Below are 279 nucleotides of genomic sequence, written 5' to 3' on the forward strand. Positions count from 1 at the left end.
TGTCCGCCAGCACGGTCGCGATGCCCGCCGGGGAGGGGGCGTCGAAGACGGTCCGCAGGGGGATCTCGCTGCCGAGGACGGTGCGGATGCGGTTGATGAGGCGGGTGGCGAGCAGGGAGTGGCCGCCGAGTTCGAAGAAGTTGTCCTCGACCCCGACTTCCGGAACGCCGAGGACTTCGGCGAACAGCGCGCACAGCACGGTCTCACGCTCGGTCGCGGGCTTGCGGCTTCCGGGGGCTCCGCGCAGTTCGGGCGCGGGAAGCGCACGGTGGTCGAGCT

General features: G+C 71.3%; 1 protein-coding gene. It reads right to left on the bottom strand.

Annotated elements, in window-relative coordinates; genetic code table 11:
• The coding region (locus LO771_RS30460) for a phosphopantetheine-binding protein (RefSeq protein ID WP_230748397.1) at positions 1 to 279 on the bottom strand (279 nt) is incomplete at both ends.

This window comes from Streptacidiphilus sp. ASG 303, from assembly GCF_020991365.1.
Lineage (GTDB): Bacteria > Actinomycetota > Actinomycetes > Streptomycetales > Streptomycetaceae > Peterkaempfera.